The 6,908-nt window shown below is 63.9% G+C and carries 4 protein-coding genes; all 4 read left to right on the top strand.

Annotation, left to right across the window (positions count from 1 at the left end):
* The first annotated feature begins 42 nt into the window (after positions 1–42).
* Positions 43–1,503 (top strand): MocR-like pyridoxine biosynthesis transcription factor PdxR, encoded by a 1,461-nt coding sequence (pdxR, locus tag AC2FMN_RS15390; protein ID WP_496689230.1) that lies wholly within the window; start codon positions 43–45, stop codon positions 1,501–1,503.
* Positions 1,504–1,627: 124 nt separating this feature from the next.
* Positions 1,628–3,406 carry a sulfoacetaldehyde acetyltransferase gene (gene xsc / locus AC2FMN_RS15395; protein WP_496680407.1) on the top strand — a complete coding sequence of 593 codons (1,779 nt, stop codon included), beginning with the start codon at positions 1,628–1,630 and terminating at the stop codon, positions 3,404–3,406.
* A 173-nt stretch (positions 3,407–3,579) separates the two neighbouring features.
* Positions 3,580–6,393, top strand: a complete 2,814-nt coding sequence (locus AC2FMN_RS15400; protein WP_496689232.1) for a molybdopterin oxidoreductase family protein — start codon at positions 3,580–3,582, stop codon at positions 6,391–6,393.
* Between the two features lie 112 nt (positions 6,394–6,505).
* Positions 6,506–6,908, top strand: a 403-nt coding sequence (locus AC2FMN_RS15405) for a 4Fe-4S dicluster domain-containing protein (protein WP_496689234.1), incomplete at its 3' end; no start/stop codon positions are given.

The following is a 6,908-nucleotide window of genomic DNA, read 5'->3' on the forward strand; positions in this document are numbered from 1 at the left end:
AGTCCAGATTGCCCGCACCTTAGGTCCACCCTATAACGAGGTATGGGGATTTCGGTTGACACCTTCTTTCTGAAGCCGGACGGGCAAGGCACGCTGCAGGCGCAGATCCAGCAGATGATCGCCGAGGGCATCCTGTCGGGGCGATTTCACGTGGGCGAAAAGCTGCCCTCGTCACGCAAGCTGGCCGCACATCTGGGCGTCAGCCGCATCACCGTGACGCTGGCCTATACCGAGCTGCTGGCGAATGACTATCTGACGGCCAGGGGGCGATCGGGCTACTATGTGTCCGAGAACGCGCCGGTTCCGCCGAAATACACGCCGGTCCAGCGCGGCGCCGAGACTGTCGACTGGGACAGGGCGCTGGCCCGCCGGTTTTCGGACGGCGACGTTCTGACCAAACCGCAGGACTGGCGGGACTACCGCTATCCGTTCATCTACGGTCAGCCCGACCGCACCCTGTTCGACCATGCCAACTGGCGGCTGTGCGCGGTGCGAGCACTGGGGCACAAGGATTTCGACTCACTGACCGGCGACTATGTGGATCAGGACGACCCGCTGCTGGTCGAATTCATCGCCCGCCACACGCTGCCCCGCCGTGGCATCGCGGCCCGGCCCGAGGAAATCCTGATCACGCTGGGCGCGCAGAACGCGCTGTGGCTAACCTCGCGCATCCTTCTGGGACACGGGCGCAAGGCAGCGATCGAAGATCCCAGCTATTACGCGCTGCATGAATTGCTGCGCTGCTCGGATGCCACCATGGCGGCGCTGCGCGTCGATCAGGACGGGCTGCCGCCCGACGCCATCCCCGATGACACCGATGTCATCTACACCACGCCCAGCCACCAATGCCCCACCACGGCGACCATGCCCGTGGCGCGGCGCCACGACCTGCTGGAACGCGCCCGCGCGCTGGACGCAATGATCGTCGAAGACGACTATGAATTCGAGATGGCCTTTCTAGGCGCCCCCTCCCCGGCGCTCAAGTCCTTGGACAAGGACGGCCGCGTGATCTATGTCGGCAGTTTCTCCAAATCGCTGTTTCCGGGTCTGCGGCTGGGCTACATGGTCGGGTCCGAGGCCTTCATCCGCGAGGCTCGCGCCCTTCGGTCGCTGGTGTTCCGGCATCCGCCGGGCCACATCCAGCGCACCGCGGCCTATTTCCTGTCGCTGGGGCACTATGACGCCCAGATCCGCCGCATGTCCAAAGCCCTGTTGCACCGCCGGCAGACCATGGAAGAGGCCATCGAGCGGCACGGGCTGACCGTCGCCGGACGCGGGGTGTTCGGCGGTTCGTCGATGTGGATGCGGGCCCCCGACCATGTCGATACCGCCGAACTGGCGCGGCAGTTGCAGAAACAGGGTGTTCACATCGAACCCGGCGCGCCGTTTTTTTCCGGCCCGAACCGTCCGCGCAACTTCTACAGGCTGGGCTATTCCTCGATTTCGTCCGACCGCATTCCCGACGGGATCGCCAGGATCGCCGGGGCGATTCAGGCAACCTGACCGCCCTCTGGACCTAAGCCGATTGCCCGACTGGCCCTAACCCGGTGGCCGGCATTGCGCCAAAACCTATGGCGACCCAGGCGGCGCGCCTGCCTGTTTTCACCCCTGTTCGGAGATCGCCCAGATGAAAATGACCACGGAAGAGGCCTTTGTAAAAACGCTGCAAATGCACGGGATCGAACATGCGTTCGGGATCATCGGTTCGGCCATGATGCCGATCTCGGACCTGTTCCCCAAGGCCGGAATCATGTTCTGGGACTGCGCTCACGAAGGATCGGCTGGCATGATGGCCGACGGCTACACCCGCGCAACCGGCAAGATGTCGATGATGATTGCGCAGAACGGCCCCGGCATCACCAACTTCGTCACTGCCGTGAAGACCGCCTACTGGAACCACACACCGCTGCTGCTGGTCACGCCGCAGGCCGCGAACAAGACCATCGGTCAGGGTGGCTTTCAGGAAGTCGAGCAGATGAAACTGTTCGAGGACATGGTCGCCTATCAGGAAGAGGTCCGCGACCCGTCGCGCGTGGCCGAGGTTCTGAACCGCGTGATCATGAAGGCCAAGCGCGCCAGCGCCCCGGCCCAGATCAACATCCCGCGCGACATGTGGACCCAGGTGATCGACATCGAGCTTCCCGCCATCGTCGAGTTCGAGCGCCCCTCGGGCGGTGAAACCGCCGTGGCCCAGGCGGCCGAGCTGCTGTCGAAGGCGAAGAACCCCGTTATCCTGAACGGTGCCGGCGTGGTTCTGTCCAAGGGCGGGATCGAAGCCTCGAAGGCGCTGGCCGAGCGTCTGGATGCCCCGGTCTGCGTCGGCTACCAGCACAACGACGCCTTCCCCGGCAGCCACCCGCTGTTCGCCGGCCCGCTGGGCTACAACGGGTCCAAGGCTGCAATGGAGCTGATCAAGGAGGCCGACGTTGTGCTGTGCCTCGGCACCCGCCTGAACCCGTTCTCGACCCTGCCGGGCTATGGCATGGAATACTGGCCAGCCGACGCCAAGATCATCCAAGTTGACATCAACCCCGACCGAATCGGCCTGACCAAGACGGTCACCGTGGGCATCGTGGGTGACGCGGCCAAGGTGGCGACCGGCATCCTGAACCAGCTGAGCGACACCGCGGGCGACGAAGGTCGCGCCGAACGCAAGGCGAAGATCGCCGAAAAGAAATCGCGCTGGGCCCAGCAGCTGACCAGCATGGACCACGAGGACGACGACCCGGGCACCACCTGGAACGAGCGCGCCCGTGCCGCCAAGCCCGACTGGATGAGCCCCCGCATGGCCTGGCGCGCCATTCAGGCCGCCCTGCCGAAAGAGGCGATCATCAGCTCGGACATCGGCAACAACTGCGCCATCGGCAACGCCTATCCGTCCTTCGAGGCGGGCCGCAAATACCTCGCGCCGGGCCTGTTCGGCCCCTGCGGATATGGCCTGCCGGCCATCGTCGGCGCCAAGATCGGCTGCCCGGACGTGCCGGTCGTGGGCTTTGCCGGTGACGGCGCATTCGGCATCGCGGTGAACGAACTGACCGCGATCGGCCGCGAGGAATGGCCCGCCATCACCCAAATCGTTTTCCGCAACTACCAGTGGGGCGCCGAAAAGCGGAACTCGACCCTGTGGTTCGACGACAATTTCGTGGGGACCGAGTTGGACACCAAGGTCTCGTATGCCGGCATCGCGCAGGCCTGCGGCCTGAAGGGCGTGGTGGCCCGCACCATGGATGAACTGACCGCAGCCTTGGCACAAGCGATCGAAGATCAGAAAAACGGCATCACCACCCTGATCGAAGCCTTGATCAACCAGGAACTGGGCGAACCGTTCCGCCGCGATGCGATGAAAAAGCCGGTGGCGGTGGCCGGCATCAGCCGTGACGACATGCGGCCGCAGACCGGCGCCTGACGCGAGCGGGCGCCTGAAACCCGATCATCGCCCGGGCCACGGGCGGTGATCCGCACGTCGACGCACCGGCCTGAACGGCGCAAGCCTCTGGATCGGGACGGGGAATTGCCTAGAGTAGCGTCAAGATAGAACCGCCTGCGCGACATTGGCGGCCATGAGCCACAGGGAAACACATGAGCCAACCAAAGCTGGATACGTCACCCGAAGTTTCGGACGAGGTCCGCAAGACCACCTGCTACATGTGCGCCTGCCGCTGCGGGATCAACGTGCACCTCAAGGATGGCAAGGTCGCCTATATCGAGGGCAACCGCGACCACCCCGTGAACAAGGGCGTGCTGTGCGCCAAGGGCAGCGCGGGGATCATGCAGGTGAACGCCCCGTCCCGGCTGCGCAAACCGCTGCGTCGCGTCGGGCCGCGTGGCTCGGGTGAATTCCGCGAAATCGAGTGGGACGAAGCGCTCAGCACCGCCGTCGGCTGGCTGCACGAACTGCACGAAACCGCCCCTCAGAAACTGGCGTTCTTCACGGGTCGCGACCAAAGCCAAAGCTTCACCTCGTTCTGGGCCCAGAATTTCGGCACACCAAACTATGCCGCGCATGGTGGGTTCTGTTCGGTCAACATGGCGGCAGGCGGAATCTATACGATGGGGGGGGCTTTCTGGGAATTCGGACAGCCCGACTGGGACCATACCAAGCTGTTCATGCTGTTCGGGGTGGCCGAGGACCACGACAGCAACCCCATCAAGATGGGGATCGGCAAGATCAAGGCGCGCGGCGCACGCGTGATCGGCGTGAACCCGGTCCGCTCGGGGTACAACGCGGTTGCCGACGACTGGGTGGGGATAACTCCGGGCACCGACGGGCTTTTCATCCTGTCGCTGATCCATGTGCTGATGAAAGCCGGCAAGATCGATTTGGACTATCTTAGCCGCTATACCAACGCACCCGTTCTGGTGAATGCCCAGGAAGGCCCGGAAAAGGGTCTGTTTCTGCGCGACGCCGACGGCAAGCCGCTTGTGATCGACCGCATTACCGGGCAGCCTGCGGCATTCGACAAACCCGGCGTGCGCCCCGACCTGTCGGCGCAATACACACGCGATGGCGTCACCCACAGGCCGGTCTTCCACCTGATGGCCGAACGTTACCTCAGCGACGAATACGCGCCGGAAGCCGTTGCCGACACATGCGGCATCCCGGCCCAACGCATCCGGGCCATCGCCGCCGAACTGGCCCGCGTCGCCTTTGACGAGGCGTTCGAGCTGGACCAAGAATGGACCGACTTCCGCGGCGAGACGCACAGCAAAATGGTGGGGCGGCCGGTCAGTTTCCATGCCATGCGCGGCATTTCGGCCCATGCCAACGGGTTTCAGACCTGTCGTGCGCTGCACAGCCTGCAGATCCTGCTGGGCACGGTCGAAGTTCCCGGCGGCTTCCGGTTCAAACCGCCCTATCCCAAACCCGTCGAGGCCCACCCTACACCACATGGCGATCGCCGCCCCGGCCGACCGCTGGATGGTCCGCATCTTGGCTTTCCCCGCGGCCCCGAGGACCTTCTGCTGGACGACTGCGGCACGCCGCAGCGCATCGACAAGGCCTTCACTTGGGAAAACCCCATGTCAGCCCACGGGCTAATGCACATGGTGATATCGAATGCGGCGGCGGGTGATCCCTACAAGATCGACACGTTGTTCATGTACATGGCGAACATGTCGTGGAACTCGACCATGAACACCAGCGGCGTGATCGAGATGCTGACCCGCCGGAACGAAGACGGCAAATATGCCATCCCGCGCATCATCTACTCCGATGCCTATTCCTCGGAAATGGTAGCTTATGCCGACCTGATCCTGCCCGACACCACATATCTCGAGCGTCACGACTGCATTTCGCTGCTCGACCGCCCGATCTGCGAGGCCGACGCCGCCGCCGACGCGATCCGCTGGCCGGTCATCGAACCCGACCGCGACGTGCGTGGCTTTCAATCGGTTCTGATCGAACTGGCCAACCGCATGAAACTTCCGGGCTTCACCAACGAGGATGGAAGCCCGAAATGGACCGACTATGCCGACTACATGGTCAACCACCAGCGCAAACCAGGCATCGGCCCGCTGGCCGGCTTCCGCGGCGCCGATGGCTCGCAGGTGGGGCGCGGCGATGTGAACCCCGACCAGCTGAACCGCTACATCGAAAACGGTGGGTTTTTCGTCGAGCACATTCCCGATGCGGCGCTCTACTACAAACCCTGGAACACTGCGTATCAGGACTGGGCGGTGGGAATGGGCCTGTATGACAGCCCTCAACCCTACCTGTTCCAACTCTATTCCGAGCCGATGCGCAAATTCCAGCTGGCCGCTGAAGGTCACGGCGACCGCCAGCCGCCCGACCACCTGCGCGACCAGATCAGACACAAAATGGATCCACTGCCCATCTGGTACGAAACCGACCAGACCGGCAACGATGGCTATACCATCAACGCCCTGACCCAGCGCCCGATGGCAATGTATCACAGCTGGGGCAGCCAGAACGCGTGGCTGCGCCAACTGCATGGACGCAACCCGCTTTTTGTCCCCACCAAACTGATGCGGGAGCACGGGCTGAAAGACGGCGACTGGGCTCGCGTCACCTCCCCACACGGCGAAATCACTGTGCCGGTCATGGAGATGGCCGCGCTCAACGAAAACACCGTCTGGACATGGAACGCCATCGGCAAACGCAAGGGCGCCTGGGCCCTGCAGCCCGACGCGCCCGAGGCGAACAAGGGCTTCCTGCTCAACCACCTGATCCACGAACTGCTGCCGCCCAAGGGCGACGGCCTGCGCTGGGCAAATTCCGACCCGATCACGGGACAGGCCGCCTGGTTTGACCTGAAGGTCAAGATCGAAAAAGCCGAAACACCGGCAGACGCCCAAAGCCAACCGGAATTCCCGCCAATCAAATCTCCGGTCGGCACCGGCCCCAAGGATCTTGCGTGGAAGGTCGGCGAATGACCCTGCCCCGTCCTTCATCTGGCCCGAAATATCCCGGGGGTGAATTGAGCCGCCAGGCTCAAGAGGGGGCTGGCACCCTCACCTCTCCCGGCCCGGAACACGAGCAGACACTATGACCCAACTCCCCCAATCCACCGAACGAAAGATGGGCCTGGTCATCGACCTGGACACCTGCGTGGGCTGTCATGCCTGCGTGATCTCCTGCAAGGGCTGGAACACCGAGAATTACGGCGCCCCCCTGTCCGATCAGGACGCCTATGGAGCCGACCCCTCGGGCACATTTCTGAACCGGGTGCACTCCTACGAGGTTCAGCCGGCCGAAGGTGCCGCCCAGCTGGTCCATTTCCCGAAATCCTGCCTGCATTGCGAGGATGCCCCCTGCGTTACCGTCTGCCCCACCGGCGCCAGCTACAAGCGGGTCGAAGATGGGATCGTGCTGGTCAACGAAAGCGACTGCATCGGCTGCGGCCTGTGCGCCTGGGCCTGCCCATATGGCGCGCGCGAACTGGACGCCG

The organism is Ruegeria sp. BHSC037 (assembly GCF_059613045.1).